The sequence below is a fragment of the Streptomyces sp. AA1529 genome, from assembly GCF_000280905.1.
Lineage (GTDB): Bacteria > Actinomycetota > Actinomycetes > Streptomycetales > Streptomycetaceae > Streptomyces.
On record NZ_ALAP01000015.1, the window covers coordinates 190,005 to 216,018 of the forward strand.

The window sequence follows — 26,014 nt, forward strand, 5'->3', positions numbered from 1 at the left end:
GTGATAGAGGGAATCCTAGGGGCCGAAGCGGCGTGTCATCGAGCTTATGCGGGTTTGATCTGGAGAATGTGCCCTCGTTCGAGTGGCTAACTCTCCGAACTCTTGCCACTCGAACGAGTTGTACCAGCGCCAACGCCCGCTGTCACACCACCCTTTGCGCCGGTGTCACGTCCACTCTTCCGGCCGGACCCCCCGTTACGCCCCGACCCGGAACCCGAGCCGGAGCCGCCCCCCGAGCCGGAAGCGGAATCCTCCTCGGAGTCCGGTCCGGAGTCCGCCCCCGCCGCTGACGCCGCCCCCGGCGTCTCGAACGACTCCAGCGCCTCCAGCACGTCCTGTACCCGGGAGATCTCCGCGTTGATGTCCTCCTGACGGCGCATCAGCACATCCAGCTCCTGCTGCCCCGTCTCGACCGTGTGCCGGGCCTCCTCCGAGGCCTCCTCCCGCATCCGCTCGGCCTCCTGGAGCATGGCGGCCTTCTTCTGCTCGGCCTCCTTCAGCAGCCCCTCGGCCTTCCGGACGGCGGCGATGCGCACCTTGCCCGCCTCGGCATCGGCGTCCGCACGCACCTCCTCGGCCTTCTTCCGCGCCTCGGCGAGCTGCTCCTCGGCGGCCGCCACCAGCTTGTCGCACCGCTCGCCCGCCGACTGCATCGCCTCGGCGGCCTCCCGGCGGGCCCGCTCGTGCAGCTCCTCGACCTCCGCCTCGACGCGGGTGCGCAGCTCCTCGGCGCGCTCCCGGATCGCGCCGGAGTCGCTGCGCGCCTCCTCCAGCATGGTGTCCGCGTCCGAGCGCGCCTTCTCGACCAGCTCCCGGCCCTCGGCCTGCGCCTCGGTCACCAGCCGGTCGGACTCCCCGCGCGCGGCACCGACCATCGAATCCGCCTGCTCCTCCGCGGTGGCCTGCGTGCGCAGCGCCTCCTCCTGGGCCTTGGCGAGGAGCTGGTCGGCCTGCTCGGCGGCCTCGGCGCGCTTCTTGGCGGCCTCCTCGCGTGCCTCGTCCCGCAGCCGGTCGGCCTCCGTACGGGCCTCCTCGGCGATCCGCTCGGCCGCGGCGTGCGTCTCCTCGCTGAACCGCTCCGCCTTCGCCCGCAGCTCGGCGTCGACCCGCTCGGCCTCGGCGCGGGTCTCCTGGCTGTACCGGTCGGCGCCGGCATGGGCCTCGGCGCTGTACCGGTCGGCGCCGGTGCGGGTCTCCGTGCTGTACTGCTCCGCCTCGCCACGCGTGCGGTCCGCCTCCTGCCGGGCCTCGGCGAGGAGCTGGTCGGCCTGCTCGGCGGCCTCGGCGCGCTTCTTGGCGGCCTCCTCGCGCACCTCGTCCCGCAGCCGGTCGGCCTCCGCGCGGGCCTCCTCGCTGCCGCGCTGCGCGTCGGCACGGGTGCGCTCGGCCTCCTCCGCCGCCTCCGAGACCGTGCGCTCGGCCAGCGACTTGGCCGCGTCGGCCTCCTCCTGCGCCTCGCTGCGCAGCGTCTGCGCCGCGAGTTCGGCCGCCGACCGCAGCCCGGCGATCTCCTCCTCGGCCTCCTCGCGCAGGCCCGCGACCGAGTCCCGCACCTGCTGGGCCGTCTCCTCGGCCGACGCGACGAGTTCGGCAGCGCGCCGCTCCGCCTCCTCCGTCAGCCGCTCGGCCTCCTCCTGGGCCTCGGCCACCCGTTTGCGGGCCGCCGCCAGCAGCTCCTCGCTCTGCTCGCGGGCCGCCGTGCGCTCCTGGTGCGCCTCCTCGCGGGCGGAGGTCAGCAGCTCCTCGGCCTCGCGCCGGCGCCGGGCGGCCTCCTCCTGGGCCGCGCTCAGCGCCTCGGCGGCCTCCGTGTTCGTCCGCTCGGCCGCCGCGTCCGCCTCGGCGCGCACCCGGTCGGCCGTCGTCCTGGCCTCCTCGCGCAGCCGCTCGGCCTCCGCCGTCGCCTCGCTGCGCAGCTGGACGGCGACCGACTCGCCCTCCGCGCGGGCCTGCGAGGCATCCGAGGCAGCCTCGGTGCGCAGCCGCTCCGCCTCCTCCTCGGCCTGCTCGCGCAGCGTGCGCACCCGCTCCGCCGCCTCGCTGCGCAGCCGCTCGGTCTCGGTCCTGGCCTCCTCGCGCAGCCGCTCGGCCTCGGTGCGGGCCTCGACGAGCCCGGACTCGGCCTCCGCCAGCCTGGCCTCGGCCTCCTCGCGCAGCCGGGTCAGCTCCGCCTCGGTCTCGGCCTTCCGCTCGCGGACCGCCTCCTCGGCCTCCTCGCGGGTGCGCCGGGCGGCCTCGTCCGCCTCGGTGCGCGCCTGCTCGGCGTGCTCCTCGGCCTCGGTACGCGTCTCCTCGGCCTCCGTACGGGCCCGCTCCAGCGCCTCCTCGGCCTGGGTGCGCAGCGCAGTGGCCCGCTCGATCGCCTCCGTGCGCACGCGCTCGCTCTCCGTGGCGGCGTCGGTGCGCGTCTCCTCGGCGTCCGCCTTGGCCTTGCCCAGCAGCTCCTCGGCCCGGTTGGCGGCCTCCTCGATCTGCTGGACGGCGTCGCGGCGGGCCTCGCCGCGGATCTTCTCGCCCTCCTCGACCGCCTCGGCGCGCAGCTGCTCGGCCTCGCCGCGCAGCCTGCGGGCCTCCTCCTGGAGCTCGACCGTCTTGGCCCGGTACTCCTTGGTGTCGTCCTTGGCGGCGCCCTTGAGCTCCGCGGCCACGTCGTGCGCCTCGGCGCGCAGCCGGTCGGCCTCCTCCTCGGCCTCCCGGCGCAGCCGCTCCGCCTCCTCGGCGGCCGACTTCGTGGTGGCCTGGGCCTCCTCCGAGGCACGGTTGAGGACGTCCTCGGCCGTGCGGGCCGCCTCGGCGAGCTGGTTCGCGGACTCCTCGGCCGTGGTGGTGCGGGCCTTCTCGCGGGCCTCCGCGATCAGCCGCTCGCCCTCGGCCCTGGCGTCCTCGCGCGCCTGCTCCGCCTCGGCGGTGATGGCCTCGGCGTCCTTGGTGGCCTGGCCCACCAGCCGGGCCACCTCCGCCTTGGCGGTGCGGGTGCGCTGCTCGTTGACCGACTCGGTGTCGCTGAGCCGCTTGCCCGCCTCCTCCTCGGCCTCCTGGAGCTTCTCGGCGGCCTGCTCCCGGGCCTCGCGCAGGGCCTCCTCGGCCTCCCGCATCCGCTCCTCGGCGCCGCGCATCAGCTCGGCGGACTCCCGGCGGCTGCTCTCCACCTCCCCGGCGGTGGAGCTGCGCAGCTGCTCGGCGTGGTCGGTGGCCTCCTGCGCCTGGGTCGAGGCCGCGGTCAGCAGCCGCTCGGCGTCGGCGCGGGCCCGCCGCAGGATCGACTCGGCTTCGCTGCGGGCCTGCTCGGCCTCGGTGGTCAGCCGCTGCCGCGACTCCTCCGTCAGCCGCTGCGCCTCGGCGCGCGCCTGGGAGAGCGCCTGCTCCGACTCGGCGCGGGTCTCCTCCATCAGCCGGCGGGCCTGCTGCTCGGTGCGGGAGCGGAGCTGCTCGGCCCAGGCCACGTTCTCGTTGACGTGGGTCTCCACCGTCGCGCGGCGGTCGGCCAGCTCCTGGTCGAGCTGCTGGCGGCGGCGTACCGCCTCGGCGTGCAGCTCGGCCTCCAGCCGGGCCTGCTGCTCGGCCTGCTCCTGGAGCACCCGCTGGGTCTGGGCGCGCGCCTCGCGCAGCTCGCGTTCGGCGTCGGCGCGCATCTGGTCGGCCTGGAGCTGGGCGTTGCGCAGCAACTGCTCGGCCTGATGGGAGAGATTGTCGTACCCCGCCGGGCGCGTGGCCAGGGCGCGGCGCGCCTCGTGCAGCTTGGCGCGCAGCACTTCGACCTGGTAGCCGAGGTCGTCGGCATGCTCGACGGCCTTCTCCCGCTCCTTCTTCAGCCGCTCCATCTCGGCCTCGAACTGCGAGAGGTGATCGTCAGCCTCGTAGCGGTCGTAGCCCCGCACTGCGCGGTCCCATCCGTCCCCTGGTAGTCGTGGAGATGATCCGAGCCCTCTCCCGGACTTGAGTGGACACGTCTCCCGGAAATGGTGTCAGATCATCGGCGGAACGTGGACCGAGCCCCCAGCCCGGAGATCTCCGTACGGGTGGGGAGGGCCCGCCCCGGCCAAGGGGCCACTCTACCGGGCCTGGAAGCCGACGTCAGTGGTCCGTTGGTGCTGCTGTGGTCCAGGGGGTACGGGGGCGGTGCGCCGGGCGTGGCGGAGTGTGACCGGACCGGAGCGCCGAGGGCCGCGGATCTCGGGGTCGCCGATCCCTCGGGGGCGGGCCGCGCCGTCGCCCGGACGGCGCGCGGTGCCCGGCCGGACCGGGGTCCGGTGCGCGTGGCGGGCCGGGACTCAGTGCTCCCCGTCGCCGGGCGTCGCCGCGGTGACCAGTTCGGTGAGCACCCCGTGGCAGTCCTTGGGGTGCAGGAAGGTGATCCGCGAGTCCATGCTGCCCCTGCGGGGCTCGTCGTACAGCACACGGACGCCCTTGTCGCGGATGGCCTCCGCCTCGCCGTCCACGTCCGCGGTGCCGAACGCGATGTGGTGGACGCCCTCGCCGTTCTTGGCCAGCCACTTGGCGACCGCCGAGTCCTCCCGGATGGGCTCCAGGAGCTGGAGGTAGGAGGCGCCCCCGTCGTCCGTGCCGTTGATCCGCAGCATGGCCTCGCGGACGCCCTGCTCCTGGTTGACCTCGGTGTGGAACACCTGGAAGCCGTAGGTGCGAGAGTAGAAGTCGACGGTGGCCTCCAGGTCCCGGCAGGCGATTCCGATGTGGTCGATACGCGTCAGCATGGGGAACAGTGCAGCGCTCTCCGCGCGGTTACGCAACGTGCGCACGGTCACACTCACCGACCGGTGACCGCGGGCGGTACCGCTCAGTATCTTGAGTGGTAACCCTCGTTAACTTCCCCCCGGAAGGGAACTCCTCATGACTCCCACCCCCAGCAGCACCACCTCCGTGATCGTCTCCGGAGCCCGTACGCCCATGGGGCGGTTGCTCGGTTCGCTGAAGTCCTTCTCGGGGGCGGACTTGGGCGGCTTCGCCATCAAGGCGGCCCTGGAGCGGGCGGGGATCGGCGGCGACCAGGTCGAGTACGTGATCATGGGCCAGGTCCTGCAGGCCGGGGCCGGGCAGATCCCGGCGCGGCAGGCCGCGGTCAAGGCCGGCATCCCGATGAACGTCCCGGCACTGACCGTGAACAAGGTCTGCCTCTCCGGGCTCGACGCCATCGCGCTCGCCGACCAGCTGGTGCGCGCGGGCGAGTTCGACGTCGTCGTCGCCGGCGGCCAGGAGTCGATGACCAACGCCCCGCACCTGATGCCCAAGTCCCGCGAGGGCTACAAGTACGGCTCCCTCGAGGTGCTCGACTCCATGGCGCACGACGGCCTGACCGACTCCTTCGACGGGGTGGCCATGGGCGCCTCCACCGAGAAGCACAACACCCGCCTGGGCATCCCGCGCGAGGTGCAGGACGAGATCGCCGCCCGCTCCCACCAGCGGGCCGCCGCCGCGCAGCGCGACGGGCTCTTCCAGGCGGAGATCACCCCCGTGGAGATCCCGCAGCGCAAGGGCGACCCGGTGCTCTTCTCCGAGGACGAGGGCATCCGGGGCGACTCCACCGCCGAGTCGCTGGGCAAGCTGCGGCCGGCCTTCGCCAAGGACGGCACGATCACCGCCGGTTCCGCCTCCCAGATCTCCGACGGCGCCGCGGCGGTCGTCGTGATGAGCAAGGCGAAGGCCGAGGAACTCGGGGTGGAGTGGATCGCCGAGATCGGTGCACACGGCAACGTCGCCGGACCGGACAACTCGCTCCAGTCGCAGCCCTCGAACGCCATTCAGCACGCGCTGAAGAAGGCGGGACGCGCGGTCGCCGACCTCGATCTGGTCGAGATCAACGAGGCGTTCGCGGCCGTGGCGCACCAGTCCATGAAGGACCTGGAAATCGGCCCCGAAAAGGTGAATGTGAACGGCGGTGCCATCGCCCTGGGGCACCCCATCGGGATGTCCGGGGCGCGCCTGGTCCTCCACCTCGCGCTGGAGCTGAAGCGCCGCGGGGGCGGGCTGGGCGCCGCCGCCCTGTGCGGCGGGGGCGGACAGGGCGACGCCCTGCTCATCCGCGTCCCCTGACGACGGCTCCCCGCCGGGGCCCGGGAAGCAGTCCGCTCCCGGGCCGGGCGGCCGCCCGGCGGGTGCCCTCCGTCCGCCGGCGGCGGGCCGTGCGAGGTGCGGCGGGCCCCGGAGCGGAGATCCCGCCGCAGCCGGGTAGGAGGAACGGACAGACGGTGACAGCCCAGAACGGAGCGGTTTGACATGGCGGATGTCGCAGCGCTGGTGGCGGCGGCCCGGGAGGGCGCGCCGCGGGCCGTGGCGCGGCTGATCTCCCTCGTCGAGGGAGCCTCCCCGCAGCTTCGCGAGGCCATGGCGGCCGTCGCGCCCCACTGCGGCAACGCCTACGTGGTCGGCCTGACGGGGTCGCCCGGTGTCGGCAAGTCCACCACCACCTCCGCGCTGGTCAGCGCGTACCGCGCACAGGGCCGGCGGGTGGGCGTGCTGGCCGTGGACCCGTCCTCGCCGTTCTCCGGCGGCGCCCTGCTGGGCGACCGGGTGCGGATGGGGGAGCACGCCTCCGACCCGGGCGTCTACATCCGGTCCATGGCCACCCGCGGCCACCTGGGCGGCCTGGCCTGGGCCGCCCCGCAGGCGATCCGGATGCTGGACGCGGCGGGCTGCGACGTGATCCTGGTCGAGACCGTCGGTGTCGGGCAGTCCGAGGTGGAGATCGCGGCGCAGGCGGACACCAGCGTGGTGCTGCTCGCGCCCGGCATGGGCGACGGCATCCAGGCGGCGAAGGCCGGAATCCTGGAGATCGGCGACGTCTACGTCGTCAACAAGGCCGACCGGGACGGCGCCGATGCCACCGTCCGCGAGCTCAACCACATGCTCGGGTTGGGCGAGGCCCGCGGTCCCGGCGACTGGCGGCCGCCGGTGGTCAGGACCGTGGCCGCGCGCGGGGAGGGGCTGGAGGAGATGGTCGCCGCCCTGGACAAGCACCGCGGCTGGATGGAGGAGCGCGGGGTGCTGGCCGAGCGCCGTGCGGCGCGTGCCGCGAAGGAGATCGAGACCATCGCGGTCACCGCGCTGCGCCGCCGGATCGGCGAACTGCGGGGCGGCAAGCGGCTCGACGCGCTGGCCGCGCGCGTGCTCGAGGGGACGCTGGACCCCTACACCGCGGCCGACGAACTGGTCGAGGGCGTCACCGAGGGGTGACGCGCCGACGGGGCCGGCCTGCTGGACCACGCCCGGCGGCACGCCGCCGCGGCGGGACGGGTCCCGGTGCGGCGGGAGGGCGGATCCTCGAACGCCTTGTGCGGCCGGATGCCGTGCGCATCCGCGACGGCGGGGCCGGTCCGGGGCCGGCCATCGCCCGGACGTCGCGGAGCGGCACGGCGGCACCTTCCGCGCACCGGCCCCCTCCGGGAGAGGGGCCGGTGCGTCCTGCGGCTGCCGCTCGCCGACGGGTGAGACGGACGGGGAGCCCGGCGGGTGGGGCCGGTCGGTGCGGGAGCGCTACACGCGGCCCCGCTCGGTGCGCAGCTTCTCCGCCATGGGGCGCAGGATGCGCTCCAGGTGGGCGAGGTCCGAGGGGGAGACCCCGTCGATGAAGTGCCGCCGCACCGAGGCGACATGGTGCGGTGCCACCGTGCGCATGGTCTCCCAGCCGTGCTCGGTGAGCACCGCGAACAGCCCTCTCCTGTCCGACTCGCAGGACTCCCGCCGCACCAGCCCGGCCTTCTCCATCCTGGTGATCTGGTGCGACAGCCGGCTCTTGGACTGGAGCGTCGCCGTGGCCAGGTCGGTCATCCGCATGCGGTGCTCGGGTGACTCCGAGAGATTCACGAGTATCTCGTAGTCGTTGAGGGTCAACCCGAACGGTTGCAGATCGCGCTCGAGCTGATGGCTGAGCAGCCTGCCGACGTCGAGGTGGGTGCGCCAGGCACGCTGCTCGTCCTCGGTGAGCCAACGGGTGCCGTCATCGGTGTCCATACCGTGGGACTCTACCCAGGCTCGTACAGGCGTGCTTACGCCGCGTGGTATTCGGGCTCCGCAGCGTTGCCGGACGGCTGTTCACAGCCCCAGCCGGCGCTGCAGACCGCCGAACTGGCCCGGCAGCTGCGGCCCCTGCTGCCCGCCGTGGCCGCCGTCGCCCCCGTGGCCGTCTCCGGGCACCCCGGCCTGCTGCGGGGCGGCGCCGGTGTCGCGCTCGTCCATGAGCACCTCGGACGACTGGATCAGCACGGTGCCCGCTCCGACGAACTCGAACTGGTGCTCCTCGCCGGAGGCGCCGCCCACCCCCGTCAGGGCGCGCAGCCCGCCCATGACGCCCTTGAGGTACCGGTGGTCGTAGTGGTGGCACGGCGAGGGGCAGTCCGCCCAGCCGACCAGCGCCTGCGGATCGACCCGCACCGGCGGCTCCACGAAGTGCACCTCCCCGTTCGAGGCGGCCACGAAGGAGCCGGTGCCGATCAGGGTGAGGAAGCCCGGGATGATCGACTGCTTCAGCGAGAGGGACGGGTCGAAGGCGAGCAGGTTGCCGGACCGGACGGTCAGATTGCCGTCCTCCAGGTCGTAGGAGTTGATGTCGAAGGCGCGGTCGGCCAGCAGCAGTTTGCCGCGCCCCTGGGCGACCACCCAGTCCGCGGCGTGCAGCGGCGAGTGGAAGCTGCTCGCGACGAGCCCGTCCAGCGGGCCGTGCCCGATGCCGTGGAAGTCGATCTGCCCGTAGTAGGCGATCATCTTCCCCTTCTGCAGGAACCACCGGCCGTCCAGCTCGACGCAGAAGGCGTAGGGGTTGACGTTGTCGTTCGCGGGCAGCGACACCGCGTCGTACACCCGGTAGTCCTGCGGGGCGCCCCCCTGCGGCGGCTGGGACATCACAGCTTCTCCTCACTGGCCTGCACGAAGACGGCGCCGCTGCCGGACAGTTCGAGCTGGAACGCCTCGCCCGAGCCGCGCCCCACCATGTCCCGCCAGCCCAGCGCCGAGGACAGCTTGTTGCGTACGTCGCCGAAGTGCGCCACATACGCCTGGGGGTCCACATGGACGGGGCGCCCGGGCGCAATGGTGAGCTGGACGATGCCGCCGTGCGCCATCACGGCCGCCGAACCCCGTCCGGTGAGCGTGGTGGTGAACAGGCCCTGCCCGGAGACCTGGCCGCGCACCATGCCCAGCACCCCGCCGTCCCTGCCGAGGAAGAGGGTGCCCTGCTGGAGGGTGCCGTCGAAGGCGAGGAGGCGGTCCGACTCGACGCACAGCGTGTCGCCGTCGAGGTCGATCACCTGGATGTGGTGGCCGCCGTGGCCGAACATCACGGTGCCGTCGCCCTCCACGGTCATCAGGGGCGCGGCCTCGCCCGCCACCCGGCGGCCGATCATCGACATCACACCGCCCTGGCCGCCTTGGATGTTCGGCGTGAAGGAGACCTCGCCCCGGTAGCCGACCATGGCGCCGCGCTGGCTGAACATCCGCTGCCCGGGGGCGACGCGGGCCTCCACCAGCTTGCCGGACAACTCCCGGAACGGCATCAGACGTCCCCTCCCAGCGTGTTGCGCTCGCTCGGCTGCACGTAGACCAGGCCCGTGCCCTCGAACCGGATCTGGAAGGCCTCGCCGGAGCCCTCGCCGATCAGCGTGCGGAAGTTCACCCCGGACTGGAAGCTCTGCCGCAGGTCCCCCTGGTGTGCGACGTAGGCGCCGGGGTCGACCTGGAGCGGCGTCTGCGGGCCGACCCGCAGCAGCACCGCGGGGCCCGCCGACATCAGCGCCGCCTGGCCGGTGCCCTCGACGGACGTGGTGAACAGCCCGTTGCCCTGGGAGGCCCCGCGCAGCCCGGTGAAGCTGGTACCGGTGCGCAGACCGCTGTCCGTGCACAGCAGGTTGCTCGCCTCGACGTGCAGCTTCTCGCCGTTCAGCCGGACGAGGTTGATGTCGCAGGCCCGGTCGGCGAAATAGCAGGTGCCCCGGCCCTTCACCTCCATCACCGTCATCTGCTCGCCGGTGAGCCGCCGCGTGACCATGCCGCGCACGCCCTCGCCGCCGCCGCTCAACTTCTTGAACGCCATCTCGCCGTCGTAGGCGACCATCGAGCCGTTCTTCGCCTTGACCGCGTCGCCGCCGCCCTCGAGCGTGACGGCCAGCACCTTGGTGCCGTCGAGTCGGAACTGAGCCACGTGAGGAACCTACCCTGCGGCCCGTGATCCATTGCAGGGCTGCCACAATGGAAGAGCTTGTGCATCCCTTCACAATCAATCCGAGGACCCTGCCGTGGCCATACTGGAAACCCCGAGCGGCCTGCCGCCCAAGTCGGTCTCAGCGCTGCGCCGTCTGCGACTCACCTCCGTGCCCGAGGCGATCTCCTGGCTGATCCTGATCGTCTGCTCGCTGGCGAAGAACCTCACCGACGTCAGCTGGGGGCCGGGCTCGGTGAAGGTGATGGGACCTGTGCACGGTCTCCTCTTCGTCCTCTACGTGATCTTCTGGCTCGACGCCTGGAATCGCACCAAGTGGGAGAAGGGCCGGGCCACCCTCTACTTCGTGCTGTCGATCCTGCCGACCGGCGGCTTCTTCGCCGAGAAGTCGCTGCGCAAGGAGGAGGAGGCCGGGGTGATCGCGATGCGCGCCCGCAAGGAGCAGAAGGGGACCGTCGCCACCTCATGATCGTCGCCTTCTCCGTCACCCCGCTCGGCGTCGGCGAGGACGTGGGGGAGTACGTGGCCGACGCCGTGCGGGTGGTCCGCGAATCCGGGCTCCCGCACCGGACCGACGCCATGTTCACCTCGCTGGAGGGCGACTGGGAGCAGTGCATGGAGGTCGTACGGCAGGCGGTCGCGGCGGTCGAGGCGCGGGCGCCCCGGGTCTCGCTCGTCCTCAAGGCCGACATCCGGCCCGGCGTCACCGACGGACTCACCTCGAAGGTCGCGACGGTCGACCGGTACCTCGACGGGAGCTGACCGGGCCACCGGGAGCGGCGGCGCCCCCGTCCCGGCCCGCTTCCGGGCTCGGCCCGGCGGAGTGCGCCCGTACAGCACCTGGCGGCCGGCCCCCGCGCGAGACCGGCAGCGCCGCGGGGCGGATCCGGACCGAGGCGGACCCCTGTCCGGCGCGGGCCGAGTGGTCCAGGCTCGTGCCATGCCTCCGGACAACGAACTGAGCACCCCGTCGGACGGCGCGCAGCCGGACGCGGACCCGCACCGGCCGGACAGCGACGCGGACAGCGGACGGGTCGACGCGGTCCCGCAGCGGGCGCGGTACGCGGCGCTCTTCCGCGTGCCGGAGTTCCGCGCCGTGTTCGCGGCCCATGTGCTGTCCTTGCTGGGCACGGTCGTGGCGGGACTCGCGCTGCCCGTGATGATCTACGCGGAGACCTCCTCGCCGCTGCTGAGCGCACTGACCTTCGCGCTCGGTTTCCTCCCGAACGCGGTGGGCGGCGCCGCCCTGGCCTCGGTCGCGGACCGGTTCAGCGCCCGCCGGGTACTGGTGGCCTGCGACGTGTTCAGCGCGGCCTGCGTCGCCGCGATGCTGCTGCCGGGGGCGCATGTGGCGCTGCTGCTCGCGCTGCGGGCCGCGGCCGCCTTCGTGCAGCCCCTCTTCACCGGGGTGCGGGCCGCCAGTCTGGGCGCGATCCTGCCGGGCCAGGACGCGTTCGTGCTCGGCCGGTCGCTGCTGCGGGTCGTCGCGCAGAGCGCCCTGATCGTCGGCAACGCGGCCACCGGGCTGCTGCTGGTCTTCATCGCGCCGCGCACCGCGCTGGTGCTCACCGTCGCCGGTTTCCTGGGCTCGGCGCTGATCCTGCGGACCGGCACCCGGCTGCGGCCCGCCCTGGTGCGCGCGGCCGCGCACACCCGCGGCGGCACCCGCCGGCTGCTGGCCGATCCCCGGGTGCGGGCGCTGCTGCTGCTGTGCTGGCTCCCGCCGCTGTTCGCGGTCGTCCCCGAGGGGCTGGCGGCGCCGTACGCGGACGCGCTGGGGGCCGGGCCCGTCGGGGTGGGTCTGCTGCTGGCCGCGGCGCCGGTGGGCAGCGTGGCGGGCGAGCTGGCCGTCGGTTCGCTGCTGTCCCCGGCGGCCCGCGAGCGGCTGGTCCTGCCGCTCGCCGCCACGCTGCTGCTTCCGCTGCTGGTCTTCGCCCTGCGCCCCGGGCTGCCGCTGGCGCTGGCCGCGCTGTGCCTCTCGGGTGCGGGCATCGGCTACACCCTGGGCCTGGACCGGTGGTTCTTCGACGCTGCCCCCGAGGAGCTGCGCGGCCGGGCGCTGACGCTGATGACGGCGGGCCTGATGAGCTCCCAGGGCCTGGGGATGGCGCTGGGCGGTGCGCTGGCCGAGGCCGTGCCGGCGCACACCGTGATCGCGTCGACCGGTGTCGTGGGCACCGGGTGCGTGGTGTGGAACGCCCGGAGAGTGAGACGGCTTCAGCCGGTACATGACCGGCCGGTAGGGTCGTAGGGTGTCCAAGCCGCTCAGTCTGACGTTCGACCCGATCGCCCGTGCCGATGAGCACTGGAAGCAGCGATGGGGCTCGGTCCCGTCCATGGCCGCGATCACTTCGATCATGCGCGCACACCAGATCCTGCTGTCCGAGGTCGACGCGGTGGTCAAGCCCTACGGGCTGACGTTCGCGCGGTACGAGGCCCTGGTGCTGCTCACCTTCTCGCGGAAGGGCGAGCTGCCGATGTCGAAGATCGGTGAGCGGCTGATGGTGCATCCGACGTCGGTGACCAACACTGTGGACCGGCTGCAGTCGGCGGGCTTCGTGGAGAAGCGGCCCAACCCCGACGACGGCCGCGGCACCCTGGCGGCGATCACCGACAAGGGCCGCGAGGTGTGCGACGCGGCCACCGAGGACCTGATGGCCATGGACTTCGGCCTCGGCGCCTACGACGTCGGGCAGCTCGGTGACATCTTCGCCCTGCTGCGTCCGCTGCGGGTGGCCGCCGGGGACTTCCCCGAGGAGCCCGGGCGCTGAGCCGGTCCCGTCCGAGGGGGCGGCGGGAGGCGTCCCCCAGGGGGCCGCTGCGCGGTCCGGGGCGGTGGCGGGAGGCGCCGGAGCGGCGGTTACGCTCGTTTCCATGAAACGAAGCGTGCTGACCCGCTACCGCGTCATGGCGTACGTCACCGCTGTGCTCCTCGTCCTGCTGACGCTCGGCGTGATCGGCAAGTACCTGCTGGGTATGGACGGCGCCGACGGCTTCACCAGCGTGGTCGGGATCGCGCACGGCTGGCTCTACATCCTGTATCTGATCTTCGCCTTCGATATGGGCCAGAAGGCGAAGTGGCCGCTGGGCAAGCAGCTGTGGGTGCTGCTGGCCGGCACCGTCCCCACCGCCGCCTTCTTCGTCGAGCGCAAGGTCACCCGCGAGGTCGCGCCGCTGGTCGAGGACGGGACGGCGGCCCCGGCCGGCGTCTGAGCGCCGCCCGGCTCGCTTCCGGCACCGCCGGCTCCGGCCCTCCGGCCGGGGTCGGGTGGGCCACACCGGGCGCTTTGTCATCGACATTTACTTGGACGTCCTAGTAAATTCGGTGGTATGGATGCTGACGCCATCGCACAAGGCCGCCGCCGCTGGCAGGAGCGCTACGACTCCGCGCGCAAGCGGGACGCCGATTTCACCACGCTCAGCGGCGACCCCGTGGAACCGGCCTACGGGCCCCGGGACGGCGACACCGTCGCGGGTTTCGAGCGCATCGGGTGGCCGGGTGAGTTCCCCTTCACCCGCGGGCTCTACCCGACCGGCTACCGGGGCCGGACCTGGACCATCCGCCAGTTCGCCGGGTTCGGCAACGCCGAGCAGACCAACGAGCGCTACAAGATGATCCTCGAGGCCGGCGGCGGCGGACTCTCCGTCGCCTTCGACATGCCCACGCTCATGGGACGGGACTCGGACGACCCGCGCTCGCTGGGCGAGGTCGGCCACTGCGGTGTCGCCATCGACTCCGCCGCCGACATGGAGGTCCTCTTCCGGGACATCCCGCTGGGGGAGGTCACCACCTCCATGACGATCTCCGGCCCTGCCGTCCCCGTCTTCTGCATGTACCTGGTCGCCGCCGAGCGGCAGGGCGTCGACCCGGCCGTCCTCAACGGCACCCTGCAGACCGACATCTTCAAGGAGTACATCGCGCAGAAGGAGTGGCTCTTCCAGCCGGAGCCCCATCTGCGGCTCATCGGCGACCTGATGGAGCACTGCGCGGCGGGCATCCCCGCCTACAAGCCGCTGTCGGTCTCCGGTTACCACATCCGCGAGGCCGGGGCGACCGCGGCGCAGGAACTCGCCTACACGCTGGCCGACGGCTTCGGCTACGTCGAACTGGGGCTCAGCCGCGGCCTGGACGTCAACACCTTCGCGCCCGGACTCTCCTTCTTCTTCGACGCCCACCTCGACTTCTTCGAGGAGATCGCCAAGTTCCGCGCGGCGCGCCGCATCTGGGCCCGCTGGATGCGCGACGTGTACGGCGCCACCAGTGAGAAGGCACAGTGGCTGCGCTTCCACACGCAGACCGCGGGCGTCTCGCTGACCGCCCAGCAGCCCTACAACAACGTGGTCCGCACCGCCGTGGAGGCGCTCTCCGCGATCCTGGGCGGCACCAACTCGCTGCACACCAACGCGCTGGACGAGACCCTCGCGCTCCCCAGTGAGCAGGCCGCCGAGATCGCGCTGCGCACCCAGCAGGTGCTGATGGAGGAGACCGGTGTCACCAACGTCGCCGACCCGCTGGGCGGTTCCTGGTACATCGAGGACCTGACGGACCGCATCGAGGCCGACGCCGAGAAGATCTTCGAGCAGATCCGCGAGCGGGGGCGGCGCGCCGTGCCCGACGGGCAGCACCCGATCGGCCCGATCACCTCCGGCATCCTGCGCGGCATCGAGGACGGCTGGTTCACCGGCGAGATCGCCGAATCCGCCTTCCGCTACCAGCAGGCGCTGGAGAAGAACGACAAGAAGGTCGTCGGCGTCAACTGCCACACCGGGTCGGTCACCGGCGACCTGGAGATCCTGCGGGTCAGCCACGAGGTGGAGCGCGAGCAGGTGACGGCGCTCACCGACCGGCGCGCCGCGCGGGACGACGCCGCCGTGCGCACCGCGCTCAGCACCCTCGTGCAGGCGGCGCGGGGCGAGGGCAACATGATCGCGCCCATGCTGGAGGCGGTCCGGGCCGAGGCCACGCTGGGGGAGATCTGCGGAGCCCTGCGGGACGAGTGGGGCACCTACACCGAGCCGCCGGTCTTCTGAACCGGGTGCACGGGGAGCCGGGACGCGGGCCGCACGGCCCCGCGGCCCGGCTCTTCGCGTGCCGGGCCGGCTGGTGGTGCCCCCGGTCCCCGGCCCCTCCGCGCGATTCCGGTGCCGGGCGTGGACTCCCGCCGCCGGGCGGCTACCGGCCTCCGCCGCCGGGCGGCTCCGTCCCGTCGGGCCGGGGCGCGCCGCCGGCCTCCGGCGGGGGCGAGACCGCGCCCAGGCCCTCCAGCAGCAGAGTGGTGAACAGGCGGGCCCACGCCTCGTCCACCGGGCAGTCGCTCACCAGCGAGCGGTGCACCACGGCGCCCGCGATCACATCGAAGATCAGGTCGACGACGCGTGCGGTCTCGGCGGGGTCGGCCGGGTCGGGCGGCAGCTCTCCGCGCCGCTGCGCCCGCGAGCGGCCGTCCAGCACCAGCCGCTTCTGGCGGTCCACGATCGCCTCGCGGATGCGGGGCCGGAGCGCCTCGTCGGTGGTGGACTCGGCGAGCACGGCCATCAGCGCGGTCTTGGCCTCGGGGCGGCGCAGCAGGGCCGCGAAGGAGAGCACGACGCCTTCCACGTCGGCGCGCAGGCAGCCTCGGTCGGGCAGTTGCAACTCGTCGAAGAGGACGGCGACCGCGTCGATCACCAGCTCGCTCTTGGCGGCCCAGCGTCGGTAGAGGGTGGTCTTGGCGACTCCGGCGCGCTGGGCGATCTCGCCCATCGTCAGCCTGCTCCAGCCGACCTCGACCAGCGCGGCGCGCGTGGCGGCGAGGATCGCCCGGTCGGCCGCGGCGCTGCGCGGACGGCCGCGGCGCTGGGCTGAGGGCAGGGGGTCGGGGACGGCCATGCGCAGACCCTACCGATCGGTACGGGAGGTGCAGAGTGAGGTGGATCACTGCGTGCCGGGGTGCTTGCGTCTTGCGGGGGCGCGGGGCGCACAAGTTACGCTACGACTCGTAGCGGAATGACCTCCGCGACGATCACGCGCCGGGTGGGGACCTGGCGACCACTGCACACGAGGCCGCGGCAAAGGGGGGAGACTGGACTCATGCAGCCACGCAACATGTCCATGAGCGGAGTCGTCGACCTCGCCGCGGTGAAGGCGGCCGGTGAGGCCAAGCAGAAGGCGGAGCAGGGGAGAGCCCGCGCCGCCGAGGGAAACGGGGCGCCGGGTCCGGCCGGCCTGGTGCTCGACGTCGGGGAGGCCGACTTCGAGGCGGAGGTGCTGGAGCGCTCCGCCGAGGTGCCGGTCGTCATCGACTTCTGGGCGGAGTGGTGCGAGCCGTGCAAGCAGCTCTCACCGCTCCTGGAGCGGCTCACCCAGGAGTACGCGGGCCGGCTGCTGCTGGCCAAGATCGACGTCGACCAGAACCAGATGCTGATGCAGCAGTTCGGCGTCCAGGGCATCCCGGCGGTCTTCGCCGTGGTGGCCGGGCAGGCGCTGCCGCTGTTCCAGGGGGCTGCCCCCGAGCAGCAGATCCGCGCCACGCTGGACCAGCTCGTCCAGGTCGCCGAGCAGCGCTTCGGCATCACCGGTCTGCAGGGTGTCCCCCAGGAGGAGGCCGCCGCCGAGCCGGCCGAGCCGCAGGCCCCGGAGGACCCGGTGCTGGCCGCCGCCCAGCAGGCGCTGGACTCGGGCGATCTGCCGGGTGCCATCCAGGCGTACCGCAACAAGCTGGCGGACGAGCCGGCGAACGTGGAGGCCAAGGTCGGTCTCGCGATGGCCGAACTGCTCTCCCGGGTGCAGGACATGGACGCGCGGCAGGTGCGCAAGGATGCCGCCGACCGTCCGGACGACGTGGCCGCACAGCTGCGGGTGGCCGATCTCGACATGGCCGGCGGCCATGTCGAGGACTCCTTCAGCCGGTTGGTGGACACGGTGCGGCGCACGGCCGGTGAGGACCGGGATGCGGCACGGGTGCGGCTGCTGGAGCTGTTCGAGGTCATCGGCCCGGAGGATCCGCGTGTCGTGAGCGCGCGCGCGGCCCTCGCTCGCGCGCTGTTCTGACCTGCCCGTACCGACGGTCACACGGGCGTCGCCACTCATTGATTTAGCGACTTCGGCGGCCGCGCTTTACCAAAACTTGGTAATCGCGGCCGCCCTTACGCGTGGTAGCGAAATCTCGCGGAAACCTCCCGGCTTGCCCGGTTGATGCGCTTCCGCGCCCACCCCCTTCCGCAACCCTCCGTCGCCGAACGGTACCCCGCGACGGCTTCCGGGTTATCCAGCCGTTACTCGTAAGTAACGAACCCCCTTGTGCGTCGGGCTCAGATGCACCACGATCGGCCACGCTCGGTCCATCGCCCCGCAGCCCGGCATCCATTCGGCGCCGCGGCCGATGGTTCCCCACCGAGTGGACCGGCATCGCACCATCTGCACCACTTGCATCACCCAACATCCGTTTCACCCGCCGGTCCTCAGGACAGGGGGGTCCCTGCTCCACGGCAGGGCCTGTCCTTGCAAAGCAAGGTTGCGCGAGAGCGTGGCCCGTGGTTGTCGCTCGGGGGTGATCGTCAACAACTCGGACGTGACGTGCGTGAGGACGGCATGGACGACGTTGGCGCTCTCCGTTCCGAGGACGTAGCTCGTCTCCCTCCCCAGCCACGTGGCCGGGAGGTACCCCCACGGCAGGAGCGGCCCGCTGAGCACAGGCGGCACGGCTCTCCGAGCCGGAGATGTACGTCCGAGAAGGAGGAAAGTCATGGAGTCCCTGGCTCGTGGCGGGACCAGATGGAAGCGGTTCGCCGTAGTCATGGTGCCGAGCGTGGCCGCTACGGCAGCGATCGGCGTCGCCCTCTCGCAGGGTGCGCTGGCGGCGTCGTTCAGCGTCTCCGGCCAGCAGTTCAAGGTCACGGCGGATCAGCTGGACGGCAGCGGGTTCGTCCAGTACGGCGCGCTCGACAGCACGGAGAAGGGCAAGAAGCCCGTCGCCGTCGTCGGCATGAACTCGGCGAAGATACGCAATCTCTGCCAGTCGGTCGTCGTTCCGGTCCCGGTCTTCGGCGATGTCTCGATGAAGCTGAGCGCCGGCGGGGCAGGTGGCCCCAAGGTCGAGGCGAAGAAGCTCTACATCGACGCCGACGACCTGTACGCCAACGCCACGTTCAAGAACATCGACATCGGCGTCAGCACGGACAAGACCACCAAGGGTCCCGGTCCGCACAAGGGCGACGCCTACGCCAAGGGCTCCTTCGCCCAGCAGGCGGAGAGCGTGCGGTTCACCGACGTCAAGCAGCGCGCGTGGGCTACCACCGCCGGCACCTTCAAGCTCAGTGGTCTGCACATGAGCGTCAAGAAGGGCAAGTCCGAGTGCTACTGATGTGAGCCTCCCACGGGTGCGGAGGGCGAGGGCACCCGCTCCGACCGCACCTCCGCACCCGTAGGGTCCGCTCCACACCAGCAAGTTCTGTGCCAGTTCCGAGGAGCCCCGTACCATGAGCGCCGACACGCGACAGAGTCTGACGAACGGATTCGGCCACAAGAGGCAGTCCTTCCGGCACTGGCGCGGCCAGCGCCCGTTCTGGGGCGGGATGCTGACGCTGCTGGCGGGCATCCCGATCATGTACGTCCCCTACCAGAACCTCACCCTGGGGTCCCTGACCATCCGGATGTCGACCACCGCGGGCGCGGGGTCGCTGATCATCGGCGTGCTGCTGGTCGTCCTCGGACTGACCATGTGGTTCCAGCCCCAGTCGCGGGTGTTCGCAGGCGTGGCCGCGATCCTCCTCGCGCTGGTCTCCCTCGTCGTCTCCAACTTCGGCGCCTTCCTGATCGGCTTCCTGCTCGGACTGATCGGTGGAGCGCTGGGCGTCTCCTGGGTCCCGGGCAAGACCGTCGCGGCCGAGCCCGCCGCGCCGGCCGAACGGGCCGAGCGCACCGAGCAGGCCGACCGCACCGAGCAGGCCGACCGCGCCGAGGAGGCCGGGCACCCCGCGGAGGATGCCGGTACGGACGCCGGAACGGGGCCGGCGAGCGACAACACAGCAGTCTCTGGAGCGTCCCCCGCGGACGGGGTCGACGCGTACGACGGGAACGGGAGGCACCGTGCCGGGTGACGAGGTCAACGAAGGGGAGGGCGCGCGCCCGGGCGCCGCGTCGGGTGCCCGGGGCAGAGCCGGGCCCCGGCACGCCGCCCCCAGGAAGCCGCTGCTGACCCGGTTCCACCTGCCGGCCGGCAAGGCGGTGGCGCTGGCCGCGATGCCCTCGGCGGTCCTGCTGGGAGTCGGGATCACCCCGCAGCTCGCCAACGCCAAGCCGCTCCCCAAGAACCCCTTCAAGGGCGACTCCTGCGTCTCCATATCCGAGCAGCAGGAGACCGAGGAGGAGAAGGCCGAGCGCAAGGAGCGGGCCGAGAAGCTCAAGAAGGAGCTGGCCCGCAAGCAGGCCGAGCGGGAGAAGGCGGCCGAGGAGGCTGCCGGGAAGGCCGACGGCGAGAAGGCCGGCGAGGCCGACGGCAAGGCCGACGGCACGCCCGGGGACGGCACCTCCGACGGCGGATCCGGCGGCGACAAGCCGTCCGGTTCCTCCGGGAAGACCACTTCCGAGGAGCCCGCCACCGCGCCCTCGCCGTCCGCGAAGTCCGAGGACAGCGCGCCGGACGACGAGGAGGAGAACCCCTGGTACGACCCGCTGGGGGTGGGCAAGACACTCGACGACCTCCTCCACCCGGACAAGGGCGAGGACACCGACGAGCCCGCCGACGAGCCCTCCGACAGCCCCGCGCCCAGCCCCTCGAAGGGCTCCGGCGACGCCGATGACGGGGACGGCTCCCCGTCCGGTGGTGGCGCGAAGTCCGGTCGCGGGTCGGACGGTGGCGGCACTGCCGACCGGAGCGGGAAGGCCGACGGGGACGGTGCCGCGAGCGGCTCCGACGAGACCGACGAGACCGGCAAGGCCGGCAAGGGCGACGACGGCGAGGACGCCGGGGACGAGAAGGACGGCGAGGACGGCAAGCCGGGCGAGGACTCGGGAGTCGGCGCCGACGCGAAGGACGGCACCGCTCGCGACTACGACCCCGAGAAGGACGCCGGGAAGCCCTTCCCGTGCCCCGAGAAGATGGACGTCCAGGGCACCGGCGAGCAGACCCCGGCCCAGGTCCCCAACGTCCCCTGGCAGCTGGAGGCGTCCTCGCTGACGCTGATGGGCCTCGACTACGAGGGGGTCGTCAACATCACCATGCCCAACGGGAAGACCAAGCAGGCCCTCAAGTTCACCGCCGACGCGCTGGACATCGGCGATCTGCACCAGACGGTGCAGGCCGACGGCGTGACCTACCACGTGCAGGCGGCCGAGGGATCCAGGTCGACCATCCGCGGCGGCAAGGTGACCATGTACACCGAGGAGCTGAAGGGCAAGCTGTTCGGGCTGATCCCGATCACCTTCAGCCCCGAGACGCCCCCGCCGATCAATGTGCCCTTCGCGTACTTCACCGACGTGTCGGTGCGGCAGGCGGGCCAGTTCGGCGGCACCCTGACGATTCCCGGACTGCACCAGTACGTACGCCAGTAGGCCGCGGGCGGCCGACCCGACCCCCGCACGAGAAGTCCCGCACCCTGCCCGGGGTGCGGGACTTCTCGTCGGTCCGGTCGGCGCGTCCGGCGCGCCCGGCGGCCGGGGGCGCCGGACGCGGGTACCCGTCAGGGGATCAGGCGGTGCCCAGGTGGTGGACGCGGACCATGTTGGTGGTGCCGGGGACGCCGGGCGGGGAGCCCGCGGTGATCAGCATCGTGTCACCCGTCTCGAACCGCTGCAGCCGCAGCAGTTCGGCGTCGACGAGTTCGACCATCTCGTCCGTGTGGTCGACGTGCTTGACCACGAACGTCTCCACGCCCCAGCTCAGCGTCAGCTGGTTGGCGGTGGCCGCCTCCGTGGTGAAGGCGAGGATGGGCTGGCCGACCCGGTAGCGGGACAGCCGCCGGGCCGTGTCGCCGGACTTGGTGAAGGCCACCAGGGCCTTGCCGTCCAGGAAGTCGGCCATCTCGCACGCCGCGCGGGCGACGGAACCGCCCTGGGTGCGCGGCTTCTTGCCGGGCACCAGCGGCTGCAGGCCGCGGCCGAGCAGCTCCTCCTCGGCGGCCTGCACGATCTTCGACATGGTCTTGACGGTCTCGACGGGATACTGGCCCACCGAGGACTCGGCGGAGAGCATCACCGCGTCGGCACCGTCCAGCACGGCGTTGGCGACGTCGCTGGCCTCCGCGCGGGTGGGCCGGGAGTTGGTGATCATGGACTCCATCATCTGGGTCGCCACGATCACCGGCTTGGCGTTGCGCCGGCACAGCTCCACCAGCCGCTTCTGCACCATCGGGACCTGCTCCAGCGGGTACTCCACCGCCAGGTCGCCGCGCGCCACCATCACGCCGTCGAAGGCCAGCACGACCTCCTCCATGTTGGCGACCGCCTGCGGCTTCTCGACCTTGGCGATCACCGGGACCCGGCGTCCGACCTCGTCCATCACGCGGTGCACGTCGCGCACGTCGGAGGCGTTGCGCACGAACGAGAGGGCGATCATGTCGGCGCCCATCCGGAGCGCGAACTTCAGGTCCTCGATGTCCTTCTCGCTGAGCGCCGGCACGTTCACCGCGGCGCCGGGCAGGTTGATCCCCTTGTGGTCGGAGATGACACCGCCCTCGATGACGATCGTGCGGACCCGGGGGCCCTCGACCTCGACGACCTGGAGCGCGACGTTCCCGTCGTTGATCAGCACCGGGTCGCCCTTGGAGACGTCACCGGGGAGCCCCTTGTAGGTGGTGCCGCAGATGCTCTTGTCGCCCGCCACCTCCTCGGTCGTGATGATGAACTCCTCGCCGCGGACCAGCTCGACGGGTCCCTCGGCGAAGGTCTCCAGCCGGATCTTGGGGCCCTGGAGGTCGGCGAGGACACCCACGGCGCGGCCGCTCTCCCCGGCGGCCTTGCGGGTGCGGTGGTACCGCTCCTCGTGCTCGGCGTGCGAGCCGTGGCTCATGTTGAACCGGGCCACGTTCATACCCGCCTCGATCAGCGTCTTCAGCTGTTCGTAGGAGTCGACGGCGGGGCCCAGGGTGCAGACGATTTTGGAACGGCGCATGGTGGCGATCCTATCGTTTTGTTTAGGTACTGAACGATTCGGGGGCGGCGCCCCCGGGCGTCGGGGCCGTCCGGCTCGGGGCGACCAGCGCGTAGGTCTGCTCTGCGATCTCCAGTTCCTCGTCGGTCGGTACCACGGCCACGGCCACTCTCGCGTACGCGGGCGAGATCAGCCGCGCCTCCTTCCCCTGCGCCGCGTTCAGCTCGCCGTCCACGGCCAGCCCCAGCTCCGCCAGCCCCGCAACGGCGGCCTCCCGCACCGGTGCGGCGTTCTCGCCGACGCCCGCGGTGAAGACCACGGCGTCGACCCTGCCCAGCACGGCGTAGTAGGCGCCGATGTACTTCTTCAGCCGGTGGATGTAGATGTCGAAGGCCAGCGCCGCGGCCCGGTCACCCGCCTCGATCCGGCGGCGGATCTCCCGCATGTCGTTGTCGCCGCACAGCCCCAGCAGGCCGCTGCGCTTGTTCAGCAGCTCGTCCACCGCGTCCGCGTCCATTCCGGCCACCCGCTTGAGGTGGAAGACCACTGCCGGATCGATGTCCCCCGACCGGGTTCCCATCACCAGCCCCTCCAAGGGGGTCAGCCCCATGGAGGTGTCCTCGCACCGCCCGCCGCGCACGGCGGAGGCCGACGCGCCGTTGCCCAGGTGCAGCACGATCAGGTTCACCTCGCCGGGGTCCTTGCCCAGCAGCTCGGCGGCCCTGCGCGACACACAGGCGTGCGAGGTGCCGTGGAAGCCGTAGCGGCGCACCCGGTGTGCGTCGGCGGTCTCCGTGTCGATGGCGTAGCGGGCCGCGTGCTCCGGCATCGTGGCGTGGAACGCGGTGTCGAAGACGGCGACCTGCGGCAGGTCGGGGCGCAGCCGCTGCGCGGTGCGGATGCCGGTGAGGTTCGCCGGATTGTGCAGCGGCGCCACCGGGACCAGCCGCTCGATCTCCTGGAGCACCGCGTCGTCCACCACCGTCGGCTCGGTCAGCCGCAGCCCGCCGTGCACCACCCGGTGGCCGATCGCGGCCAGCTCGGGGGAGTCCAGGCCGAGTCCGTCGGCGGCCAGCTCCTCGGCGACGGCTCCCAGCGCCGCTCCGTGATCGGCCAGCCTCCCCGCGCGGGTGCGCCGCTCGCCCCCGGCGGCGAGCGGCTGGTGGGTGACGGCCGAGGTCTCCTCGCCGATCCGCTCGGCGAGACCCGCGGCCAGCCGGCTGCGGTCCGCCATGTCGATCAGCTGATACTTCACCGAGGAGGAGCCGGAGTTGAGGACGAGGATCCGGGTGGGGCTCACGGCAGGGTGCTCTCTGTGCGGGTACGGGGGGACGGGGGCGACGCTCAGCCGCCGGAGCCGTGCGGGAACGCGTCCTGCGCCTGGACCGCGGTGATCGCGACCGTGTTGACGATGTCCTGCACCAGCGCGCCGCGGCTCAGGTCGTTGACCGGCTTGCGCAGCCCCTGGAGCACGGGGCCCACGGCGATGGCCCCGGCCGAGCGCTGCACGGCCTTGTAGGTGTTGTTGCCGGTGTTCAGATCGGGGAAGACCAGCACGGTCGCCTGCCCCGCCACCGCGGAGCCGGGCAGCTTGGTGGCGGCCACCGAGGGCTCCACGGCCGCGTCGTACTGGATCGGTCCCTCCGTGAGGAGGTCCGGGCGGCGCTCGCGGACCAGTTCGGTGGCCCGCCGCACCTTGTCCACGTCGGCACCCGAGCCGGAGGTGCCCGTCGAGTACGAGAGCATCGCGACCCGCGGCTCCACCCCGAACCGGGCCGCGGTGGTCGCCGACTGGATGGCGATGTCGGCGAGCTGCTCGGCGCCCGGGTCCGGCACCACGGCGCAGTCGCCGTAGACCAGCACCCGGTCGGCCAGGCACATGAAGAACACCGAGGAGACGATCGAGGCGTCCGGCCGGGTGCGGATGATCTCGAAGGCCGGGCGGACCGTCGCCGCCGTCGAGTGCACGGCACCGGAGACCATGCCGTCGGCCAGCCCCTCGTTGACCATGAGCGTGCCGAAGTAGGACACGTCGGAGACCACGTCGTGGGCCAGCTCGTAGGTGACGCCCTTGTGCGCGCGGAGCGCCGCGTACACCTCGGCGAAGCGCTCCCGCAGCGGGGAGGTCTGCGGATCGACGATGCGCGCGGTGGCGCCGCCCGGGCCCGAGAGGGGTTCGGCGGGGACCTCGTCGCCGGCCGGCAGGTCGAGACCGATGCTCAGCTCGGCGGCGCGCTTGCGGATCACCGCCGGGTCGCCCAGCAGCGTCAGGTCGCAGATGTTGCGCCGCAGCAGCACCTCGGCCGCGCGCAGCACCCGCTCCTCGGTGCCCTCCGGCAGCACGATGTGCCGCCGCGCCGCGCGTGAGCGCTCCACCAGCTCGTGCTCGAACATCATCGGCGTGACCCGCTCGCTGCGCTCCACCGAGAGCTGCGCCGAGAGCTGGGCGGCGTCCACATGGGTCTCGAACAGCCCCAGTGCGATCTCGGCTTTCCGCGGGGTGGCGGCGGTCAGCTTGCCCTCCAGGGACAGCAGCGCGTCGGCGGTCGGCATCGACCCCTCCGGGACCACCAGCACCGGCGTGCCGGGCGCCAGCCGTGCGGCCAGCGCCAGTGTCTGGTCGTCGGGGCGCTCGTCCAGGGTGAGCAGCACACCGGCGATGGCGGGGGAGCCGGCGGAGTGCGCGGCCAGCGCCCCGATGAGCAGGTCCGAGCGGTCGCCGGGTGTTACCACCAGGCAGCCCTCGGTGAGTGCGGGCAGGAAGACGGGCAGGTGGGCGCCGCCGAAGACCAGGTTGCGGACGTCGCGGGAGAGTCCGGCGTGGTCGCCGAGCAGTACCTTCGCCGCCGTCGACTCCTTGACCTGGGCCACCGTGGGCGCGGCCAGCGCGGGCTCCTCCGGCAGCACGAACACCGGCTCGGGCAGCCGTTCGGCCAGTCCGCGCACGGCTGCCGCGGCCTCGGGGTCGGCCACCCGGTTGGCGACCATGGCGATCAGGTCGGCGCCCAGCGAGGCGTAGGCGTCGTGCGCGTTGCGCACCTCGGCGACCACTGCCTCGGGCGCCTGGTCGCGGGCGGCGACGACCGGCAGCACGGCGGCCCCGAACTCGTTCGCGAGCCGTGCGTTGAGCGCGAGTTCGGCGGGCAGCCCGGTGTCGGCGAAGTCGGTGCCGAGCACGAGGACGGCCTCGTAGGCGTCGGAGACCTGGTGGTAGCGGTCCACCAGGCGGGAGATCAGCTCGTCCGTGCCCTGCTCGGCCTGGAGCGCCGCCGCCTCCTCGTATCGCATGCCGAAGACCGAGGAGGCGGGCTGGGTGAGCCGGTAGCGGCTGCGCAGCAGGTCGTAGAGCTCGTCGGGCTCGTCGTGCACCAGGGGCCGGAACACCCCGACGCGGTCCACCTGGCGGGTCAGGAGCTCCATGACTCCCAGCTCGACCACCTGGCGACCGTCGCTGCGGCCGATGCCGGTCACGTACACGCTGCGCGTCACGCGCTGTCTCCTCCGGTCGCGGTCGGGGGCGCCTCGGGGATCTCTTGAGCAGTTCCGCCTGGAAAGCACCCGTAAGGGTAGGGCTATACCCTTGACAATACCTGTGCCTCTGGTTAGCACGCGCGCCAGGCGGGTGGCTGGTGCGCCTCCGCCGGAGGGTGCCCGTGGCGGTCCGGATGCTGAGCGGGGCCCCTTCCCTCGCCTTCAAGACGTGAAACAATCGCACCGGCTCAGGGACCAGCGGCACCCCCGGACAGTGAGGTCCGACCGTGCCCCCAAGCGGCCTGCCTGCCGG

The 26,014-nt window shown here is 72.5% G+C and carries 22 protein-coding genes; 12 read left to right on the top strand and 10 right to left on the bottom strand.

All coding sequences use genetic code 11. The features are described 5' to 3' along the window. Nucleotides 1-86: 86 nt before the first annotated feature. Both scy and mce read right to left on the bottom strand, forming a co-directional pair. Nucleotides 87-3,875 carry a polarized growth protein Scy gene (scy, locus tag A949_RS0103640; RefSeq protein WP_019354648.1) on the bottom strand — a complete coding sequence of 1,263 codons (3,789 nt, stop codon included), beginning with the start codon at nucleotides 3,873-3,875 and terminating at the stop codon, nucleotides 87-89. A 393-nt stretch (nucleotides 3,876-4,268) separates the two neighbouring features. Next, nucleotides 4,269-4,709: a methylmalonyl-CoA epimerase gene (gene mce, locus A949_RS0103645; RefSeq protein ID WP_019354649.1), complete on the bottom strand. Its 441-nt coding sequence runs from the start codon at nucleotides 4,707-4,709 to the stop codon at nucleotides 4,269-4,271. A gap of 136 nt (nucleotides 4,710-4,845) precedes the next feature. Here mce and A949_RS0103650 point away from each other — a divergent pair, with 136 nt between their 5' ends. After that, nucleotides 4,846-6,045 carry an acetyl-CoA C-acetyltransferase gene (locus A949_RS0103650; RefSeq protein WP_019354650.1) on the top strand — a complete coding sequence of 400 codons (1,200 nt, stop codon included), beginning with the start codon at nucleotides 4,846-4,848 and terminating at the stop codon, nucleotides 6,043-6,045. Nucleotides 6,046-6,228: 183 nt separating this feature from the next. Then, the gene (meaB, locus tag A949_RS0103655; RefSeq protein ID WP_019354651.1) at nucleotides 6,229-7,185 is read left to right on the top strand and encodes a methylmalonyl Co-A mutase-associated GTPase MeaB; all 957 of its coding nucleotides are present in this window, start codon (nucleotides 6,229-6,231) and stop codon (nucleotides 7,183-7,185) included. Between the two features lie 300 nt (nucleotides 7,186-7,485). On the opposite strand, the gene A949_RS0103660 is transcribed toward meaB, so the two are convergent. From A949_RS0103660 to A949_RS0103675, 4 genes are all read right to left on the bottom strand, one after another. Continuing rightward, nucleotides 7,486-7,962 (bottom strand): MarR family winged helix-turn-helix transcriptional regulator, encoded by a 477-nt coding sequence (locus A949_RS0103660; protein ID WP_019354652.1) that lies wholly within the window; start codon nucleotides 7,960-7,962, stop codon nucleotides 7,486-7,488. An 81-nt stretch (nucleotides 7,963-8,043) separates the two neighbouring features. After that, nucleotides 8,044-8,850 carry an AIM24 family protein gene (locus A949_RS0103665; protein WP_019354653.1) on the bottom strand — a complete coding sequence of 269 codons (807 nt, stop codon included), beginning with the start codon at nucleotides 8,848-8,850 and terminating at the stop codon, nucleotides 8,044-8,046. Further along, nucleotides 8,850-9,500, bottom strand: coding sequence for an AIM24 family protein (locus A949_RS0103670; protein WP_019354654.1), 651 nt, complete (start codon nucleotides 9,498-9,500; stop codon nucleotides 8,850-8,852). The genes A949_RS0103665 and A949_RS0103670 overlap by 1 nt, the downstream gene beginning before the upstream one ends. Further along, the gene (locus A949_RS0103675; RefSeq protein WP_019354655.1) at nucleotides 9,500-10,144 is read right to left on the bottom strand and encodes an AIM24 family protein; all 645 of its coding nucleotides are present in this window, start codon (nucleotides 10,142-10,144) and stop codon (nucleotides 9,500-9,502) included. Before A949_RS0103675 ends, A949_RS0103670 begins: the two co-directional genes overlap by 1 nt. 94 nt (nucleotides 10,145-10,238) lie before the next feature. Here A949_RS0103675 and A949_RS0103680 point away from each other — a divergent pair, with 94 nt between their 5' ends. The 6 genes from A949_RS0103680 (at nucleotide 10,239) to A949_RS0103705 (ending at nucleotide 15,193) form a co-directional block, all read left to right on the top strand. Next, on the top strand, nucleotides 10,239-10,631 hold the full coding sequence (locus tag A949_RS0103680; protein WP_019354656.1) for a DUF3817 domain-containing protein: 393 nt from the start codon (nucleotides 10,239-10,241) through the stop codon (nucleotides 10,629-10,631). After that, nucleotides 10,628-10,924 carry an MTH1187 family thiamine-binding protein gene (locus A949_RS0103685; RefSeq protein WP_019354657.1) on the top strand — a complete coding sequence of 99 codons (297 nt, stop codon included), beginning with the start codon at nucleotides 10,628-10,630 and terminating at the stop codon, nucleotides 10,922-10,924. The genes A949_RS0103680 and A949_RS0103685 overlap by 4 nt, the downstream gene beginning before the upstream one ends. Before the next feature lie 178 nt (nucleotides 10,925-11,102). Continuing rightward, a complete protein-coding gene (locus A949_RS0103690) occupies nucleotides 11,103-12,413 on the top strand; it encodes an MFS transporter (protein ID WP_019354658.1) in 1,311 nt (436 codons plus the stop codon). A gap of 1 nt (nucleotide 12,414) precedes the next feature. Next, nucleotides 12,415-12,933 (top strand): MarR family winged helix-turn-helix transcriptional regulator, encoded by a 519-nt coding sequence (locus tag A949_RS0103695; RefSeq protein ID WP_019354659.1) that lies wholly within the window; start codon nucleotides 12,415-12,417, stop codon nucleotides 12,931-12,933. Between the two features lie 103 nt (nucleotides 12,934-13,036). Then, entirely contained in the window at nucleotides 13,037-13,375 is a 339-nt protein-coding gene (locus A949_RS0103700; protein WP_026004311.1) for a DUF3817 domain-containing protein, read from the top strand. 117 nt (nucleotides 13,376-13,492) lie between these two features. Further along, nucleotides 13,493-15,193, top strand: coding sequence for an acyl-CoA mutase large subunit family protein (locus A949_RS0103705; protein WP_019354661.1), 1,701 nt, complete (start codon nucleotides 13,493-13,495; stop codon nucleotides 15,191-15,193). Nucleotides 15,194-15,335: 142 nt separating this feature from the next. Here the strand turns inward: A949_RS0103705 and A949_RS0103710 are convergent, their stop codons facing one another. Beyond that, nucleotides 15,336-16,031 (bottom strand): TetR/AcrR family transcriptional regulator, encoded by a 696-nt coding sequence (locus A949_RS0103710; protein ID WP_019354662.1) that lies wholly within the window; start codon nucleotides 16,029-16,031, stop codon nucleotides 15,336-15,338. Between the two features lie 201 nt (nucleotides 16,032-16,232). Here A949_RS0103710 and A949_RS0103715 point away from each other — a divergent pair, with 201 nt between their 5' ends. The 4 genes from A949_RS0103715 (at nucleotide 16,233) to A949_RS0103735 (ending at nucleotide 20,693) form a co-directional block, all read left to right on the top strand. Further along, nucleotides 16,233-17,192: a tetratricopeptide repeat protein gene (locus A949_RS0103715; RefSeq protein WP_019354663.1), complete on the top strand. Its 960-nt coding sequence runs from the start codon at nucleotides 16,233-16,235 to the stop codon at nucleotides 17,190-17,192. A 694-nt stretch (nucleotides 17,193-17,886) separates the two neighbouring features. Then, nucleotides 17,887-18,504 carry a DUF6230 family protein gene (locus A949_RS0103725; protein WP_026004312.1) on the top strand — a complete coding sequence of 206 codons (618 nt, stop codon included), beginning with the start codon at nucleotides 17,887-17,889 and terminating at the stop codon, nucleotides 18,502-18,504. Nucleotides 18,505-18,619: 115 nt separating this feature from the next. Beyond that, the gene (locus tag A949_RS0103730; RefSeq protein WP_019354666.1) at nucleotides 18,620-19,240 is read left to right on the top strand and encodes a DUF6114 domain-containing protein; all 621 of its coding nucleotides are present in this window, start codon (nucleotides 18,620-18,622) and stop codon (nucleotides 19,238-19,240) included. After that, nucleotides 19,230-20,693, top strand: coding sequence for a hypothetical protein (locus tag A949_RS0103735; protein WP_019354667.1), 1,464 nt, complete (start codon nucleotides 19,230-19,232; stop codon nucleotides 20,691-20,693). The genes A949_RS0103730 and A949_RS0103735 overlap by 11 nt, the downstream gene beginning before the upstream one ends. 136 nt (nucleotides 20,694-20,829) lie before the next feature. Here A949_RS0103735 and pyk read toward each other — a convergent pair whose 3' ends face one another. From pyk to pta, 3 genes are read right to left on the bottom strand one after another with little or no spacing between them, the layout of a single operon-like run. Next, nucleotides 20,830-22,251: a pyruvate kinase gene (gene pyk, locus A949_RS0103740; RefSeq protein ID WP_019354668.1), complete on the bottom strand. Its 1,422-nt coding sequence runs from the start codon at nucleotides 22,249-22,251 to the stop codon at nucleotides 20,830-20,832. Nucleotides 22,252-22,273: 22 nt separating this feature from the next. Beyond that, nucleotides 22,274-23,530 (bottom strand): acetate kinase, encoded by a 1,257-nt coding sequence (locus A949_RS0103745; protein WP_019354669.1) that lies wholly within the window; start codon nucleotides 23,528-23,530, stop codon nucleotides 22,274-22,276. A 44-nt stretch (nucleotides 23,531-23,574) separates the two neighbouring features. Next, nucleotides 23,575-25,719, bottom strand: coding sequence for a phosphate acetyltransferase (gene pta / locus A949_RS0103750; protein ID WP_019354670.1), 2,145 nt, complete (start codon nucleotides 25,717-25,719; stop codon nucleotides 23,575-23,577). Nucleotides 25,720-26,014 lie beyond the last annotated feature (295 nt).